The 14,793-nt window shown below is 64.3% G+C and carries 11 protein-coding genes and 1 pseudogene; 7 read left to right on the plus strand and 5 right to left on the minus strand.

From position 1 onward, the window contains the following. Positions 1-94: 94 nt before the first annotated feature. Positions 95-544, minus strand: coding sequence for a cupin domain-containing protein (locus IVB26_RS10360; protein WP_246921449.1), 450 nt, complete (start codon positions 542-544; stop codon positions 95-97). 189 nt (positions 545-733) lie between these two features. On the opposite strand from IVB26_RS10360, the gene IVB26_RS10365 reads away from it, so the two are divergent. Continuing rightward, positions 734-1,759 carry an AraC family transcriptional regulator gene (locus IVB26_RS10365; protein WP_247971567.1) on the plus strand — a complete coding sequence of 342 codons (1,026 nt, stop codon included), beginning with the start codon at positions 734-736 and terminating at the stop codon, positions 1,757-1,759. Between the two features lie 186 nt (positions 1,760-1,945). On the opposite strand, the gene IVB26_RS10370 is transcribed toward IVB26_RS10365, so the two are convergent. Further along, the gene (locus IVB26_RS10370) at positions 1,946-3,820 is read right to left on the minus strand and encodes an ATP-binding protein (protein WP_247971568.1); all 1,875 of its coding nucleotides are present in this window, start codon (positions 3,818-3,820) and stop codon (positions 1,946-1,948) included. 295 nt (positions 3,821-4,115) lie between these two features. Here IVB26_RS10370 and IVB26_RS10375 point away from each other — a divergent pair, with 295 nt between their 5' ends. Both IVB26_RS10375 and IVB26_RS10380 read left to right on the plus strand, forming a co-directional pair. Continuing rightward, positions 4,116-5,444 (plus strand): NAD(P)/FAD-dependent oxidoreductase, encoded by a 1,329-nt coding sequence (locus IVB26_RS10375; protein ID WP_247971569.1) that lies wholly within the window; start codon positions 4,116-4,118, stop codon positions 5,442-5,444. A 7-nt stretch (positions 5,445-5,451) separates the two neighbouring features. Next, positions 5,452-6,378, plus strand: coding sequence for a 2-hydroxyacid dehydrogenase (locus IVB26_RS10380; protein ID WP_247971570.1), 927 nt, complete (start codon positions 5,452-5,454; stop codon positions 6,376-6,378). A gap of 114 nt (positions 6,379-6,492) precedes the next feature. On the opposite strand, the gene IVB26_RS10385 is transcribed toward IVB26_RS10380, so the two are convergent. After that, positions 6,493-7,428 carry a hydroxymethylglutaryl-CoA lyase gene (locus tag IVB26_RS10385; RefSeq protein WP_247971571.1) on the minus strand — a complete coding sequence of 312 codons (936 nt, stop codon included), beginning with the start codon at positions 7,426-7,428 and terminating at the stop codon, positions 6,493-6,495. On the opposite strand from IVB26_RS10385, the gene IVB26_RS43505 reads away from it, so the two are divergent. After that, positions 7,416-7,634 carry a hypothetical protein gene (locus IVB26_RS43505; RefSeq protein ID WP_247973414.1) on the plus strand — a complete coding sequence of 73 codons (219 nt, stop codon included), beginning with the start codon at positions 7,416-7,418 and terminating at the stop codon, positions 7,632-7,634. The genes IVB26_RS10385 and IVB26_RS43505 overlap by 13 nt on opposite strands. Here the strand turns inward: IVB26_RS43505 and IVB26_RS10395 are convergent. Continuing rightward, positions 7,571-8,617, minus strand: a pseudogene (locus IVB26_RS10395) (CaiB/BaiF CoA transferase family protein); the annotation flags it as partial. The gene IVB26_RS43505 and the pseudogene IVB26_RS10395 overlap by 64 nt on opposite strands. A 139-nt stretch (positions 8,618-8,756) precedes the next feature. Here IVB26_RS10395 and IVB26_RS10400 point away from each other — a divergent pair. From IVB26_RS10400 to IVB26_RS10410, 3 genes are all read left to right on the plus strand, one after another. Next, positions 8,757-10,691, plus strand: coding sequence for an autotransporter domain-containing protein (locus tag IVB26_RS10400; protein WP_247971572.1), 1,935 nt, complete (start codon positions 8,757-8,759; stop codon positions 10,689-10,691). Between the two features lie 44 nt (positions 10,692-10,735). After that, positions 10,736-11,938: an ABC transporter substrate-binding protein gene (locus IVB26_RS10405; protein WP_247971573.1), complete on the plus strand. Its 1,203-nt coding sequence runs from the start codon at positions 10,736-10,738 to the stop codon at positions 11,936-11,938. Between the two features lie 70 nt (positions 11,939-12,008). Beyond that, complete coding sequence (locus IVB26_RS10410; protein WP_458309364.1) at positions 12,009-13,511, plus strand: aldehyde dehydrogenase; 1,503 nt, start codon at positions 12,009-12,011, stop codon at positions 13,509-13,511. 18 nt (positions 13,512-13,529) lie between these two features. Here the strand turns inward: IVB26_RS10410 and IVB26_RS10415 are convergent, their stop codons facing one another. Continuing rightward, on the minus strand, positions 13,530-14,063 hold the full coding sequence (locus IVB26_RS10415) for a helix-turn-helix domain-containing protein (RefSeq protein WP_247971574.1): 534 nt from the start codon (positions 14,061-14,063) through the stop codon (positions 13,530-13,532). Positions 14,064-14,793 lie beyond the last annotated feature (730 nt).

Genomic DNA, 14,793 nt, shown 5'->3' on the forward strand with positions numbered 1-14,793 from the left:
ATGGCTCGCAATCATGTGTTTCGCGCAAGCGGCTTCGTTCGGCCGCAAGGCGCAGCCGGCGGAACCGCAAGCAAATGGAAGTGGAGGCGGCGGCCTAGTCGTTGGCCTCGGGCGGCAGGAAGTCGACCTCATGCAGCGCCGAGATGCGCACGACTTCGGCAGGGTCGGTCAGATTGTGCAACTGGTTGAACAATGCCTCCAGCTTCTGCATCGGCGAGACCCAGAACAGCGCGCGGCACGGCTTGTCGGATTTGTTGAAATAGCCGTGCGGGATGCCGCGCGGCATGCGCACGAGATCGCCGGCATGGGCCTTGACCCATTTGCCGTCGAGCTTGAGGTCGAGCGTGCCCTCCTGCACCAGGATGAACTCGTCCTGGGTCGGATGGATGTGCACCGGCACGAACTGGCCGGGATCGCTGTTGGTCTCGAACGCGAAGGTGGAGTCGGTGACGGCCTTGGGGAAATAAACTTGGCCCAGGATGTTCCAGCTCTTGTCGCCGTAGCCTGTGCCAGCGGCGGTAATGCCCTTTTCGAGTGCAGTCATGACGCGCTCCCATTGGATTCCGGCGAGGATGGAGCTTCAGTCAACAATGGGCCGTCTGTCTATCCGCCAAACGAATCCGCAAGGCGCCTGTTGCCGTGCAGCATGACGATTTTGCCGACGCCGCCCTTTTCGCGTCCGGGGAACTATTATAGGCTTAAAGCAATTCCGTGACGCGAAGCGTGGTCGACCATGTCCGCAGCCGTGCTGGAAATGAGCGCAAGGGTGCCCGCGGCCGAACGGCTCGCGGATTTCGCCCGCGTCACCACGGACGATGTCGACGAAGCGGCCGAAGAGATCGGGCGCATCTTCTGCCCGCACGACCTCCAGCCGGCACAGGCGCGCGCCGGCGACTTCTCGGCCCGGCACAATTGCGCGGCCTTCGACGGCTTTTCCATCAACTACGTTGGCTATGGCGGGTCGGTCGGCATCGATCCCGGCTGCCTCGAGCGCTTCTTCCTGGTGCAGGTCCCGCTCACGGGCTCGGCCCACATTCGCGCCGGCGTCACCGAGCTCGATGCCGCGCCGGACCGGACGGCGTCACTGCTGTCGCCGACGATCCCGACCCGGATGATGTGGCGCGATTGTGCGCAGGCGATCCTGCTGTTCGACCGCCGCATGGTCGAGCAGCGCGCCGCGGCGCTGTCGGGCAGGGCGTCAGGCACGGTCGAGTTCGATCCCGTGATCGATTTGGAGGCGCCGTCGGGGCACGCCTTGCGAACCAGCCTGGCCGAGCTGATGATGCTCGCCGAGCGTCTCGGTCCCTCCGGCAGGCTGTCAGCGGTCGCGATGGCCGATTGGCGCGAGCTGCTGCTCGATCATCTGCTCATGGGCCAGCGGCATGGCCTGTCGGATGCGATCGCGACATTCTCCGGCCGGGCCGAGCAGCTGCCGCGCGCGCTCCGCGCCGCGCGGGACCACCTGGCGGACAATGCCGGCGAGCCGCTCGACCTCGTGCAGCTCGCCTGCGCCGCCGGCATCGGCATCCGCGCTCTCCAGCTCGGATTCCGCCGTCACTTCGGCCTGTCGATCTCGCAGATGCTGCTCGACATGCGCCTGGCCGGTCTGAACGCGCGCCTCGCGCAGGCGTCACCCGATGTCTCCATCACCGACCTCGCCTTCGATCTCGGCTTCACCCATCTCGGCCGCATGGCCGGCGCCTACCGCGAAAAATTCGGCGAGACGCCGTCGGCCACGCTACGGCGACGGATGAGCTGACGTGCCGCGGGCTCGCTCAACCTCTCCCGGTTGCGGGGGAGGTCGGCGCGAAGCGCCGGTGGGGGCTCTCTCCACATCGGGAGTGTTGGTTGCGGAGATACTCTCTCCCGCAAGCGGGAGAGGGAGTGCACCTCCGTCGTTGCAGCGATCAAGCCTTCATCTCATCATGCCCTTAGAACGAGAGACCTACTTCCGCGGCTTCCGTGTCCCGCTGTCTTCCGCCGCCTGCCTGCGCAGAAAAGCCTCGACATCGGCCTGCACCGAGTAGGGCGTCGGGATCGCGTCGCCGGCGGAATCGACGGCGGTGTCGAGGCAGCGGCGCAGCATGCGTGCGAGCTCGGCTTTGCGATAAGGCTTCCTCAGCAGCGGTGCGCCCATGGTGGCGCGTCCCTGCGCATGCAGCGAGTCGTAGGCATAGCCCGACGTAAACAGGACCCGCAAGGAAGGCCGCGCGGCCACCATCTGCTCGGCGAGCTCCCGCCCGTTCATGCCGCCGGCCATCACGATGTCGGTGAAGAGCAGGTCGAACGGCCTGCCTTCGGCGGAGATGGCGAGGGCCTCGGTCGCATTGGCGGCCGGGATGACCTTGTAACCGAGGGCTTCGAGCTGAACCGTCACGTATTGGCGGACATCGCGGTCGTCTTCGACGCAGAGAACGGTTTCCTGGCCCCCCACGATCTTGCGGTCGTCATAGCCGGTCGGACGCAGCGTGCTCGCCTCCGCCTTCGGCAGGTAGACCGTGAAGATCGTGCCGCGACCTTCTTCGGACGCGACCTTGATGCCGCCGCCGGACTGCTTGACGAAGCCGAACACCATGCTGAGCCCTAGCCCCGTGCCCTTGCCGACCTCCTTGGTGGAGAAGAACGGGTCGAAGATCCGCTCCAGGATGGCTTGCGGAATGCCCGTGCCGGTGTCGGCAATCTCGATCTCGACATAGTCGCCGGCATAGCCGGCGCCGACCGCGACCGCCTCGCGCACGCCGAACACGACGTTGCGCGTCGTCAGCGTCAGCCTGCCGCCATCCAGCATGGCGTCGCGGGCGTTGATCGCGAGGTTGAGCAGCGCGGAACTCAGCTGGCTGCGATCGGCGAAGGCGAGCCAGACGTTGCCGCCAAGCCCGATCACGATCTCGATCTTCTTGTCGAAGGTCGCCAGCAGCAGCTTAGCCAGCTCTTCCAGCAGCTCGTTGACGTCGATCTCGGCCGGCTGCAGCGCCTGCTTGCGGGCAAATGACAACAGGCTCGATGTCAGCGCGGCGCCGCGATCGGCGGCTTCGCTGATCAGCTTGGTGATGGTCGCAAGCGGCGGGTTGTCCTTGACGGCGTCGGCGAGGATCTCGATCGTGCCTGTGATCACCGTGAGCATGTTGTTGAATTCGTGCGCGATGCCGCCGGTGAGTTGCCCGACCGCCTCCATCTTCTGGGACTGGACCAGTTGCTCCTCGGCCGCGCGCTTCTGGGTGATGTCCCGGACGAAAGTGTTGACGATGGCGCGCCCGCCCAGCCGCAAGACCGTGCTGGACGCCTCGGCCAGGATCCGCTCACCGTTCCTGTGGATCAGGGTGAGCTCGAAGCGCATGCCGGCAGGCGTGTTCGATAATTCCGGAACCAGCCGCGCCATGCGCTGCCTGAAGGCGGCGCGGACCGATTCGGCGACGATGAGGTCGACGACGTCGGCGCCGAGAGCCTCCTTGCGCGTCCATCCGGTCAGGGCCTCCGCCTGAAAACTCCACTCCAGCACGGCGCCGCTGTCGTCGATCTGAATGAAGGCATCGAGCGCGGTCTTGATGACGGCTTGCATCACCTGTGCGCTGTCGCTGCCTGCCCGCGCCAGCTCAGCCGATTGCGCCGCGGCGCGCTTTTCCTGCCACGTCTCGATCGTGCGGGTGCAGAGCCGGACAATCAGCACCGCGGCGGCGGCGCTTGCCAGCAGGGCGACAAGCTGGGGAATGCCGAATTCACGCGTGTCGTTGCCGGTCACGGCATAGGCGGCGAAAAGGGCTGCGGCCGTCACGATGGCCTGTGCGGCCAGCGCGAGTGTCAGAAGCCCCCTGAGTTTCATGGTCTCATACCAAAAACGCCAGCCACGGACCGCCCCGGCCGCCCGGTTCAGGGAGCCGCTTGATGTGAGCTACAGACTCCGCGCGGCGGCGTCGAGGGGCAATTTGCGGTGGTACCAGGCGGCGGGTGAACTCAACCTCTGGACGAATCGGTCTGGCGCAGCGTCCACTTCGATCGACGAGGCGTCCTTCGGACCGTTGGTGCCGCCGCGCGGAGGAAATGGTCGCGCATACTAGCAATGCGATTGACAGCTGTATTTGGTCATGGTCGTTCGAACTTAAGTCCAGGAGTGTCCCGTGTCTCCGCCGCTCAACCGCATAGCAAGCGACCAAACCCTGCCGGCGCAGGTGGATGTCGTCGTCATCGGCGGGGGCGTGATCGGCGTGTCCGCAGCCTATCATCTGGCGAAGAAGGGTCACTCCGTCGCCCTGGTCGAGAAGGGCCATGTCGGCGGCGAGCAGTCGAGCCGCAATTGGGGCTGGTGCCGGCAGCAGGGCCGCGCCCGCGAGGAGATTCCGCTGGCCCGCGAGGCGCTGCTTCTGTGGGAAGACATGCAGACCGATGCCGGCGTCGATGCCGGTTTCCGCCGCACCGGCGTGTTGTTCCTGACCAAGAGCAAGGAGGAGCTCGCGAGCTGGGAGCGCTGGGCCGCCGTCGCGCGCGAGATGCAGGTCCACTCCACCGTCCTGACGCCAAGGGAGGTCGCCGAGCGCATGCCGGGCAATACCGACGCATGGGTTGGCGGGTTGCACACGCCGAGCGATGGTCGCGCCGAGCCCTCGATGGCCGTGCCCGCGCTCGCCACTGCGGCGCGAAAACATGGCGTCACCATCCACCAGGGCTGCGCCGCGCGCGGGCTGGAGACGCAAGGCGGCCGCGTCAGCGCCGTCGTCACCGAGAAGGGCACCATCCGCACCCAATCCGTGCTGCTGTCGGGCGGCGCGTGGTCGTCTCTGTTCTGCCGCCGTCACGACATCGAGCTGCCGATCGGCCTTGTCAACGCCACCGCGTGCCGGACCACGCCGGGTCCGGAGATCACCTCGGGCGCGCTCGGCACGGATCTCTATTGCATTCGTCGCCGCCTCGACGGCGGCTTCACACTGGCGCTGCGCAATCGCGGCACCGTCGAGCTGTCGCCCGACCTGTTCCGCTACGCACGCACCTTCTGGCCGACCTACCAGCATCGCAAGAACGGACTGAAACTCTCGCTCGGCAAGTCCTTCTTCGCCCAGATCCTGCGCGGCACCAGCTGGAGCTTTGACGGGCCGTCGCCGTTCGAGACCGAGCGCGTACGCGATCCCGAGCCCGACATGTCGCTGGTCAATGCCGCGCTGGCATCGCTGATCAAGTCCAACCCGGAACTGAAGGCCATCGCAATCGCGGAGGCCTGGGGCGGCACCATCGATTGCACCCCCGACACGATCCCGGTGATCTCGCCGATCGATGCCTTGCCGGGCTTCTTCCTCGCGACCGGTTTCTCCGGCCATGGCTTTGGCATCGGCCCCACGGCCGGCAAGCTCGCCGCCGACATCGTGACCGGCGCAACGCCGCTGGTCGATCCCGCCCCCTATAGCCACAAGCGCATGATCGACGGCCGTCGGCTTGCGCCGGTCAGCCCGTTCTGAGGGACGCATGACGGTTCTCTACAAGGCCAATATGGTTCGCGGCGCCGAATGGGCGCGCTTCTTCGCCGAACGCGCGCCCGACGTGCCGTTCCTGCTCTGGCCCGACATCGGCGATCCCGCTGAGGTCCGCTATCTCGTGACCTGGGTCCCGCCTGACGACATCGCGACGAGATTTCCAAATCTCGAGCTGGTGTTCTCGGTCGGCGCGGGCGTGGATCAGTTCGACGCATCAAAACTTCCAGCGCACATTCCGCTGGTCCGCATGCTGGAGCGCGGCATTGCCGAGACCATGGTCGAATATGTCACCATGGCCGTGCTGGCCCTGCACCGCGATCTCCTCGATTTCATCAGCCAACAGAAGGAGCAGGTCTGGCGCGAGATCCGGATCACGTCGGCGAAGCGGCGGCGTGTCGGCGTGATGGGGCTCGGCCAGCTCGGGCAGGCCGTGATCGAGCGCCTCAAAATGTTCGGCTTTCCGCTGTCGGGGTGGAACCGGTCGCCGCGCGAGATCGAGGGCGTCACCTGCCATGTCGGTGCGGGCGCGCTGCCGGGATTTTTGGCGCAGGCTGATATTCTTATCTGCCTGTTGCCTCTCACCGACGAGACACGCGGCATCCTGAATGCCGAACTGTTCGCGCGCCTGCCGCGTGGCGCGTCGCTCGTCAACGTCGGACGTGGTCCGCATCTCATCGAGGCGGATCTCCTCGCCGCCCTCCACAGTGGCGCGCTGTCGGGTGCGGTGCTCGACGTTTCCGATCCCGAGCCGTTGCCGGCCGGCCACCCCTTCTGGAGCCACCCGCGCATCCTGCTGACACCGCACAATGCCAGCATGACGACGCCCGACACGGCCGTCGATTTCGTGCTCGACGTCATCGCTCGTCACCGCCGCGGAGAAGACTTGCCAGGGCGTGTGGATCGCGGCCGCGGCTATTGAGGGCGTGCTGGTGATCAGAACGTCGGAGCAGCCAGCTGATGGTCGTCGTGCCGGCGCGCGATCCGTCGCGTCGGAGCACACGGCGCGGCAACTGCCTTAACATGCCTCTCCTGCTCAGTCCGCTAATGTGATCCTGAGCGGAGCCGGGTGGAGATCGCAGGCGCGGCCCGCCTTTGCCACTTGTCCCGGTGCGGCGTGTCCGACGATCGACGGTAGCTCTCTGGACAGTGCAATCAGCCCTGGCAGATCGAGGCCGGTGTTTAGACCGATGTCCTCGCAGAGATTGACGAGGTCTTCGGTGCAGACATTGCCTGAGGCGCCCGGTGCAAAGGGGCAGCCGCCGAGACCGCCGAGAGACGCATCGAAACGGAGCGCGCCGGCGTCGAAACCGGCCATCACGTTGACGAGTCCGAGCCCCCTCGTATTGTGGAAATGCAAGGTCAACTCGTCGCGAGGGACGAGACCGAGAACGGATTTCACGCGCTGTCTCACGAGCTTCGGATTCGCCATGCCGGTTGTATCTGCGAGGGTGATGCTTTGCGCGCCGCGGCGGAGATATGCCTCGATCAGGCGTAGCACCTTTCCCTCGTCCTGCTCGCCTTCGAACGGACATCCGAAGGCGGTCGCGAGGGTTGCATTGATGTGAATGCGTCCGCCGGTCGTAGCGGTCACCTCGGCGAGGGCCGATAGTGAACCCTCGTGGTCCATGCCCATGTTGGCGCGATTGTGCGTCTCGCTCGCCGACATCACGAAATTTAGCTCATCGGCGCCGGCCGCGATGGCGCGTTCGGCGCCCCTGCGGTTGGGGATAAGCGCAACGAACGTCACCCCTTGGCGTCGAACGATGGAACGGAACACGGCATCCCCGTCGGCGAGGGCAGGGACCGCTCTTGGCGAGACGAAGGAGCCCGCCTCGATCCGGCGAAACCCCAACTCGGACAAGCGGTCGATCAGACCGATCTTGCGTTCGGTCGACACGATGACCGGCTCGATCTGCAATCCGTCGCGCGGGCAGACCTCCTGAATGATGATGTCGGGTGCGCCGCTCATTGGACGATGCCGCGCTGCCGCAGCTTCCGGACGTCCTGTTCGGACTTGCCGAGTTCGGCGAGAATGCTGTCGGTGTGTGCGCCGAGCTCGGGGCCGCTCCAGCGGATCGCGCCGGGGGTGCCGAAAGCTTTGGCACGATGCCCGGCATCTTGACGGAGACATCGCCGGGCAGCGCCGCGGGGATGATCATCTCGCGCGCGAGATAGTGCGGATCATTGACGATGTCGGCGACCGAATAAATGCGGCCGGCGGGGACGCCGGCGGATTCGAGAACCGCGAGCGCCTCTGCAACGGTATGCCGGCGGGTCCAATCGGCAATGGCACCATCGAGTTCGGCATTGCGAGCGACACGCCCGTCGTTGGTTGCCAGCTCTTCATCGGCAGCCAGATCAGGTCTGCCGACCGCCACCATCAGCCGTTTGAAAATCGCATCACTGTTTCCGGCAATCACGACGTAACCGCCATCGCGCGTCGGATAAGTGTTGGATGGACTGATGCCGGGCAGCGCACCGCCGCTGCGCGTGCGAACATGGCCCATCAGATCGAATTCCGGAATGAGGCTCTCCATCAGATTGAAGACGCTCTCGAACAGCGAGACGTCTACGATCTGTCCCTTGCCGCCGCCGGCCTTGACGTGCAGCAGCGAGATCAGGGCGCCGATCACGGCGTGCAGCGAGGCGAGGCTGTCGCCGATGCTGATACCGGTGCGCGCGGGCGGGGATTCGAGATCGCCCGTCGTGTAGCGGAGGCCGCCCATTGCTTCACCGATGGCGCCGAAGCCGGGGCGGTCGCGGTAGGGGCCGGTTTGCCCATAGCCGGAGATGCGCACCAGCGTCAGACTGCGATTGAGTGCGGAGAGCACATCCCAGCCGAGGCCAATCTTCTCCAGCATGCCGGGCCGGAAATTCTCGATAACGACATCGGCCCTTGCCGCGAGAGCCTTTGCAATCGCAAGGCCTTCTTCGGACTTCAGGTCGAGCGCGATTGATTTCTTGTTGCGGGATTGCAGATACCACCATAGCGACGTGCCCTGATGCAGCTTGCGCCATTTGCGCAAGGGATCGCCTTGGCCCGGCTGCTCGATCTTGATCACCTCTGCGCCGAATTCAGCGAACAACCTCGCTGCAAATGGTGCCGCTACCAGCGTGCCGAACTCGAGCACACGAATGCCGCTGAGTGGACCTTTCATATTCGTCTCCTCCGAACGATCGCTAAATCTCCTATAGAAGATTTCTCTTTTATAATAGAAAATTTCTGCTAGGTTTCGTTTTGCAAGGCGCGGATCAAGACGCCACGCAGGGACGTGAAACGATAAACGGGGGATCGCCGTGAGACTGAAGTCAGCGGTACCGGCCGCAGCATTGCTGCTGGCCGCGGGAATGCCTGTTACCTGCGCGCAGGCGCAGCAGGTCGGGACGATCTACGGCTTTGGCGACAGCCTGCTCGACGTGGCGCGCAACTGCCCGATCGCGTTTCCGCAATCTGCGCCGTACGGCGCCTGCGGCAACGGTCGAGGCTCGTTGCAATGGCTGTCGCAACTCACCAGCTACAGCTTCATCAAGAGCAACGACTACGCCTACAACGGCGTGGGCAATGGCGTCTTTCCGGCATTCAATGGCGGGCCGACAGTCGCCCAGCAGATCGTGGAGTTCACGAGCGCCGGCCGAAGTTTTCAGCCGAACGACGTGATCGTCGTCGGTGGCATGCCCAACAACTCGGCGGCACCGTTGCTGGGAATTCTCGATCCGAACGGACTTCCGTACACGCCGCAAACGCTGTCCGCGGCAACCTTGTCTCAGCAGTACAGCAACATTTCGCAATTGATCAAAGCAGGCGGGCACAATTTCGTCGTCGAGAACATGTTCTCCTCGTCGGCCTATAATTTCTATGTCATCGGCGGCTTCTATCCGCTCGGCGCGCCCTACGCGTTTCCGAACATTCCGGGGGCGACGACGTTCTTCGGTCTGGTCAACGATAATATTGCGGCCACGCTCGCGCCGCTGGCCCGGCCGGGCGTACGCCTTCACGTCGTCGACCTTGCCGCGATCTACACCAAGGCCTACACCGATCCGACCAGCCTGGGTTTCAAGACCGGTACGGCCTGCATTTTCGACGGAAACTGCCTCACCGCGTCGAAGGACGTGCAGAACCAGCATTTCATGTTCGATCTGCACCCGACGGACGCCGGGTATGCCGTGATTGCGCGCTATGAGGCCAATATACTTGCGGCGCAGGACGGACTTGCCGCGCAGGGCGACATCGCGCAACTCACCGCCCAGAATTTTTCGAATTCGATCTTCTCGCGACTGGATGCCTATCGCGGCAACGATCCGCGTGTCACAGGGACGGCGTCACCGTCGCAAGCCTTTGCATCTATGGACCGGCCCGGCATGACTACGAAGGCGCCGTCGCGTGTTGCGCCGGAATTGCCGCTCTCGGTCTATCTCGCCGCAGCCTATGGCAGCGGCAGCCGCGGCGATCGCTTCGGCGCCGACGGAAACGCCGTCGGCTTCGACTATACCCTGGCCGGCGGCACCTTCGGCGCCGATGTCAAACTCGATCCCAACATTCGCGTCGGCGGCGCGCTCAACTATACCAATCCGGTTGCCAATCTGCATGGTGGCACCGGTCACCTCAATCTCGACAGCTATCAGGTCGGAGGCTATGCGTCCTTTACCTATCCGCATCTGCTGACGGACATCGTTGCGACCTACGGCTACAACAATTACCGCATCGATCGCCCCGGCGTCGTCGATACGATCCGCGGCAGCACCACGGGCGACACCTTCACCGTCGGCGTCAAGTCAGCCTATCTGTTCGACGTGGGCGCCGTCCGGATCGGTCCGCTGGCCGGGCTCGTCTATGACTACACCAACGTCAATCCGTACACGGAAACGGGTGATCCCATCATCACCCAGTTCGTCGCTCGGCAGAAGCTCGAAGGCCTGACGGGCAGCGCGGGCGTGCAGGTCCGTGCGCCGTTCATGGTCGGGACGCTCCCGGTCAATTCCTTCGTCAATCTGACGGCCGAGCACGACTTTCTCGGCGGCGCGCGCACTTTGCTTGCGGCGGAGACCGTGGCTCTCGCCTTGCCGATCTACACTGTCGTGGCGGGCAATCCCGATCGGACCTACGGCAAGGTGGTTGGGGGTCTCAGCACGGCGCTATCGGGTAATGTCAACGCTATGCTGACTGCGGCGGGAACGTTCGGCGCCAGCACTCCGCAATTCGCCCTGCAAGGCGCGGTCAAAGTAGCGTTCTAGCGACGATGAGAAAGAGCAATCAGCGATACACCAGGGAGGGATACATGACCTTGTCACTGCTTCGCGCGGCAGCGCTTGCGATGCTGCTGGGCGCTCCGGCGGCGGCGCTCGCAGAGGACGCGCCGTTCCGGATCGGCGTGATCGACGACATGTCCGGCGTCTATTCCGGCAATGGCGGGCCCGGCACGGTGCTCGCCACCAAGATGGCGGTGGAGGACTTCGGCGGCAAGGTGCTGGGCCGTCCGATCGAGGTCATCTCCGCCGATCATCAAAGCAAGCCAGATATCGGCGCGGCCCTCGCGCGCCAATACATTGAGCAACAGGGCGTGAGCGCCATCATCCCGGGCGGTGCGAGTTCGGTTGGGCTCGCGGTGCAAGCGATGGCGCGCTCGCTGAAGAAGACCACCCTGGTCAGCGGCGGCTATGCCTCGAATTTCAGCGCCGACGGCTGCTCGCCCTATGGCACCCAGTGGGCGCCATCTACCAGCGAACTCTCCAAGACCATTGCCAAAGGCATCGTCGAGGGGGGCGGCAAGAAGTGGTTCTTTATCATCGCTGATTACGTGTTCGGCAAGAATCTCGCGGCGGACGCTGGCGAGACCGTGAAGACCTCAGGGGGGCAGGTCGTAGGCCAGGTGCTGCATCCCCTCAACGTGACCGATCTCGCATCCCAGTTGCTGGCGGCGCAAGGTTCGGGGGCCGACGTGATCGGGCTGGCCAATGCCGGGCCCGATCTGGTGCTCGCGATCAAGCAGGCCAAAGAGTTCGGCGTGAGCGCCAAGCTCGCGACCATGCTGGTGTTTGAGAACAACGTCACCGCGCTCGGGCTTTCGACCGCACAGGGCCTGCGACTCGCGGCATCGTTTTACTGGGATCTGAACGAGGAGACCCGCGCATGGTCGAAGCGCTTCATGGCCCGCAACGGCAACGCCGTGCCGACCATGGGCCACGTGCTCGCCTATCTCGCGACCACGCATTATCTGAAAGCGGTCGCCGCGGTCGGCTCCGACGACGCCGCGCAAGTGCAAGCCAAGATGCTGCAGCAGCCGATCGAAGGCAATCTGATCCAGCACGCGCATATCCAGCCCAACGGCCGCGTCGTTTCCGACATGCATATTTTCGAGGTGAAGAGCCCGCAGGAGTCCAAGAGCCCGGCGGATCTGTACAAGCTGGTCGCGACACTGCCGGGCGATGGTCTGTTCGTCTCGGCCGAAAAAAGCGGATGCCCATACCTCGCCGTGAGGTAAGGCCGACATTGGGAATTGAGGTGCTGGCATGAATGCAGAAGGTACGACGCGCGCGACCTCGCAGGATGAGATGCGGGGCCATGCCCCGCATCAGCTCCAGGCGTTCAAGATGTTTATCGACGGCGAATGGTGCGAGTCGGCCTCCGGGCGTTGGCTGGAGACCAAAAATCCTTACACGGGAAAGCCTTGGGCCGTCATCCCGAGGGGGAATGCGGAGGACGTCGACAGGGCCGTCCAAGCGGCGAACCGCGCTTTCGTGAGCGGACAATGGGCCAGCATGCACCCGAGCGACCGGGGCGTCCTGCTGAACCGGGTTGCCGACCTTATTGCGGCGAACGCGGAGCTGCTGGCCGAGCTCGAGGTGCGAGACAACGGCAAGCTCAAGGTCGAGATGCTCGGCCAGATGAGGTATCTGCCGCGCTGGTTTCAATATTACGGCGGGCTTGCCGACAAGATCGAAGGCCGCATGCCGCCGACCGACAAAAAGGGCGTGCTGCACTACGTCTCCTACGAGCCGGTCGGCGTCGTCGGCGCGATCACGCCGTGGAATTCGCCGCTGCTGCTGACGGTCTGGAAACTCGCCCCTGCGCTTGCCGCCGGCAACACCGTCGTCATCAAGCCGTCCGAGTTCGCATCGACTTCTCTGCTCGCCTTGGTCGAGCTGTTCGAACAGGCCGGCTTCCCGAAAGGCGTGGTCAACGTCGTCACCGGCTTCGGTGCTGAGACCGGGGAGCCTCTGGTGGAGCATCCCTTCGTCGACCGGATTGCATTCACGGGCGGCAACCTTGCCGGCCGCAAGATCTATGAAGCAGCGGCGCGGCAGTTCAAGCGGGTGTCGCTGGAGCTCGGCGGCAAGTCGCCGAACATCGTCTTCGGCGATGCCAGCATCGAAGATGCAGTGAAGGGCGTCATCTCCGGCATCTTCGCCGCAAGCGGCCAGACCTGCATGGCGGGATCGCGCCTGCTTCTGCATGCGTCGATCCACGACGCATTTCTTGCGCGTCTCGTCGAGGTGATGAAAGCGGCGCGCCTCGGAGACCCCAATAGCCTCGAGACTGACGTCGGACCGGTTGCGACCGAACAGCAGCTACAGAAGGTGCTCCACTATATCGAACTTGCCAAGGACGAGGGCGCCCGCTGCGTCCTCGGCGGCCGGCGGGCTTCCCGGCCGGAATGCGGCGACGGCTGGTTCGTGGAGCCAACCATCTTCGCCGACGTCACCAACGACATGCGGATCGCGCGCGAGGAGGTGTTCGGTCCGATTCTGAGCGTGATCAAATTCGATTCCGACGACGAGGCGGTCGCGCTCGCCAATGACACGCCGTTTGGCCTCGCCGCAGGCCTCTGGACCACCGATCTTGCGCGTGCGCTCGCGATGCCGAAGCGCCTGCGCGCAGGGACGGTTTGGGTCAATGCCTATCGCGTCGTCAGCTATCTCTCGCCATTCGGCGGCTTCAAGGAGTCCGGCCTCGGCCGGGAGAACGGGCTCGAAGCGATCTACGAATATCTGGAGGCCAAGAGCGTCTTCATCAATCCGACGCCGTCGATCTCCAATCCGTTCACGTTGCAGTAATTCGGGCAGTCATTCGGGTCAGGAGCGGCGCCGCCGGATGACGAGATAGTACGCGCATGGTGTCTTGCCCGCATTGGTGAAACGGTAGGGCTCACGCACATCGAAGTAGAAGGAGTCGCCAGTCTCGAGGACGTAATTCGCGTCGCCCGTCTGCAGCGTTAGCTGGCCCTCGTGCACGACCAGGTATTTTTCCGTCGCCACCTTGTAGGGCGGCAGCTCACCGGAGGATTCGCCTGGCGGGATTCGATGCAGCAGGAACTCGAGGTCGTTGTCCAGATGGGACGGCGATAAATTGTGACGTTCAAAGCCGGTCTCGGGATCCCTGAACGCCAAACGGTTGGCGCTGCGGATGACCGCGACCTGCGCAGGATCGGGCTCTGCGCCCATCAGCGTGGACATCGAGACATTGAGCCCCTTGGCGATGCGCACGATGATCGCGAGTGTCGGGCTCTTCTCGCCACGTTCGACCTTGGATAGCATCGCGCGGCTGACGCCGGATTGCGCTGCAAATTCCTCCAGCGTCAGGCCCCCCTGCGTCCGCAGCCGCTTCACCCGGCTGCCGAGCTCGATGATGAGGGCATCGTCGGCCGTGCGGCCTGTTCGCGGCTGCCGCCTCGATTTCGTCGATGCTTTGCGGGAAATTGCGCCCTCGTTTCCAGGCGCTTCCGAAATTTTGGGACGTCGTCCAGGCAATCTGTCATGCATGCGCCGCATATTTTCAGAAGTTGCGGCGCCTCACAAGGTTGTATGTGCCCCGGCGCTCGCCGAAGCGCCGTTCGGTCGCACCGGCTGTGCGGCAAGGGGGGCCGCTGTGCAGACATTGCCCCGACGCCTCCCGGCGCAAACGGACAGCCGCCGAGGCCCCGAGGGACGAATCGAACCGGAGCGCGCCGGCATCGAAACCCGCCGTCACATTGATGCAGCGTCAACCTGCCGCGCTGGACGAGATCAAGCACGGCCTTGACGCGCTGTCTCACGCGCTTCGGGTTGGCCATGCCGGTCGTGTCTGCGAGCTGATGGCCGATCACCTGCCTGACCACGTCAACTCCGGAAATTGTGACCGGCCGAAACGCCAGAGTGCTGCGGTATGTGAACCGCTTCATATTCCGTCATTCTCTTAGGGTCTAACACTCCCACAAGAAATTGCCGCACCCGGAAGCTGACCGACAGGCACGGGTGAGATGCAATGCCTGCGCGGCCGCGTGCTCGCAGCTTTGGATTGGCTCTCGTCTTGCTCACGAGCAAGCCAACCCCATCACTCAACACAGATCTTTCTGAAATT

The sequence above is a fragment of the Bradyrhizobium sp. 195 genome (genome assembly GCF_023101665.1).
Taxonomy (GTDB): Bacteria; Pseudomonadota; Alphaproteobacteria; order Rhizobiales; family Xanthobacteraceae; genus Bradyrhizobium.

Excerpts from the sequence above, each read along its gene's own strand:
- IVB26_RS10385 (WP_247971571.1), bottom strand. The coding sequence starts at position 7,428 with ATGAGCGGCGCACCCGACATCATCATTCAGGAGGTCTGCCCGCGCGAC.
- IVB26_RS10410 (WP_458309364.1), top strand. The coding sequence starts at position 12,009 with ATGCGGGGCCATGCCCCGCATCAGCTCCAGGCGTTCAAGATGTTTATC.
- IVB26_RS10370 (WP_247971568.1), bottom strand. The coding sequence starts at position 3,820 with ATGAAACTCAGGGGGCTTCTGACACTCGCGCTGGCCGCACAGGCCATC.
- IVB26_RS10380 (WP_247971570.1), top strand. The coding sequence starts at position 5,452 with ATGACGGTTCTCTACAAGGCCAATATGGTTCGCGGCGCCGAATGGGCG.
- IVB26_RS10405 (WP_247971573.1), top strand. The coding sequence starts at position 10,736 with ATGACCTTGTCACTGCTTCGCGCGGCAGCGCTTGCGATGCTGCTGGGC.
- IVB26_RS10360 (WP_246921449.1), bottom strand. The coding sequence starts at position 544 with ATGACTGCACTCGAAAAGGGCATTACCGCCGCTGGCACAGGCTACGGC.
- IVB26_RS10365 (WP_247971567.1), top strand. The coding sequence starts at position 734 with ATGTCCGCAGCCGTGCTGGAAATGAGCGCAAGGGTGCCCGCGGCCGAA.